This window comes from Microbacterium sp. B19, from assembly GCF_000333395.1.
Classification (GTDB): Bacteria; Actinomycetota; Actinomycetes; order Actinomycetales; family Microbacteriaceae; genus Microbacterium.
The window spans coordinates 1-1685 of record NZ_BADA01000571.1; the positions used below are offsets into that span (position 1 = coordinate 1).

The window sequence follows — 1685 nt, forward strand, 5'->3', positions numbered from 1 at the left end:
CTCCGAAGACCCCGTGAAGCGGGAACCGGTCCGCTCCGCCCGGGCGCGGGCGCCGCGCGTCGACGTCCGGGAGTGGCTCGGGGGACTGCGCATCTCGGGGTTCGTCGTGATCATGCTCGGGCTGGTCGTGCTCGGGACGTTCGTGCTCGTGCCCACGGTCGGCACGTACATGAACCAGCGCCAGCAGATCCAGGCGCTGCAGAGCGCCGTCGCCCTGAGCCAGAACGAGGTCGCCGACCTCCGATCGCAGCGCGAGCGCTGGTCCGACCCCGCGTACATCACGACCCAGGCGCGCGAGCGGCTTTTCTACACGATGCCCGGCGAGGTCGTGTACCTCATCGATGACGACCTTCCCGCGTCGCAGGCTCCGCAGGAGCAGCAGGACGTCTCGCAGGACGTCGGCCAGACGCGCACCGACTGGATGTCGCAGCTCGTGCGGTCGGTGACCTCGGCCGGTGCGGCGCAGGTGGCGGCACCGGCCATCGGCGTCCCCGACCCCGCGCCCACCCCCTGATCGAGGCTCCCGACCGAGCGTGTCGGGGGCGGCGGGTACCCTGGAACCGATGACTACGCCGCCATTTCCCCCCGCCTCCGACGCCGATCTCGACGTGCTGCGGTCGCAGCTCGGACGTGTTCCGCGCGGGGTGATCGGCATCGCGGCGCGCTGCGTGTGCGGGAACCCGACCGTGGTGGCGACGTCGCCCCGTCTCGACGACGGCAGCCCGTTCCCCACCTTCTACTACCTGACGCACCCCGCAGCGACGGCGGCGATGTCGGTGCTCGAGGCCGGGCACGTCATGAAGGAGTTCTCCGACGAGCTCGCCGCCGACGACGACCTGCGCGCGGCCTACCTGGCCGCGCACGAGGCGTATCTGCGCGACCGCGCGGCCTACGGCGAGCCGGAAGAGATCGCCGGGATCTCAGCGGGCGGGATGCCGACGCGCGTGAAGTGCCTGCATGCTCTCGCCGGGCACGCGCTCGCGGCCGGTCCGGGAGTCAATCCGATCGGCGACCGCGCCCTCGCGCGGGGCACGTGGTCGCCCGAGCGCTGCGAATGCGAGACCCCCGGGGCGGGCGGATGAGACGCGTCGTCGCGGCCGTGGCATCCGTCGTCCTGGGCGCGGTGCTGCTGACGGGCGCGGCGGCGACCCCAGCCCCGAATCCGCAGCAGTCCACCGATCCCACCCGCGCCGCGGAGTATTGGCTCGATCAGTACGGCATCCGCGAGGCGTGGAAGACGACGCGCGGCGCGGGCCAGAAGATCGCGATCATCGACACCGGGATCGCCCGCGGGCCGGTGGAGTTCACGGGCGCCGTCGCCGGCGGCACCGACGTCTCCGGCGTGGGAGCGGCCGACGGGCGCACGCCGGTCGGCGCGGTGGACGCCAATCACGGCAGCTGGGTCGCCTCGCTCGCCGCGTCGCGCGGCACGGGCGACCAGACGGGCATGATCGGCGTCGCGCCGGACGCGCAACTGCTGTCCACCCACTTCGCGCAGGAATCACCGCCGAAACCCGCACATAGTGGGACACGCCGCAGCGATAGCGCGCGCCGCGCGACGTCGTGTCCCACTTCGTGCAGAAACCACCGCCGAAACCCGCACATCCTGGGACACACGACGGCAGCGCCGCGGCGGTCAGTCCTTCGCGTCGGCTTTCTTCGGGATCGTCAGGCTCGCGATCGTC

General features: G+C 72.5%; 3 protein-coding genes. All 3 read left to right on the forward strand.

The features are described 5' to 3' along the window. Positions 1–13: 13 nt before the first annotated feature. Complete coding sequence (locus tag I5G_RS19570) at positions 14–514, forward strand: septum formation initiator family protein (protein ID WP_036329558.1); 501 nt, start codon at positions 14–16, stop codon at positions 512–514. 49 nt (positions 515–563) lie between these two features. Then, positions 564–1082 (forward strand): DUF501 domain-containing protein, encoded by a 519-nt coding sequence (locus I5G_RS19575; protein WP_022880572.1) that lies wholly within the window; start codon positions 564–566, stop codon positions 1080–1082. After that, positions 1079–1685, forward strand: a 607-nt coding sequence (locus I5G_RS19580; protein WP_022880573.1) for a S8 family serine peptidase, incomplete at its 3' end; no start/stop codon positions are given. The genes I5G_RS19575 and I5G_RS19580, both read left to right, overlap by 4 nt.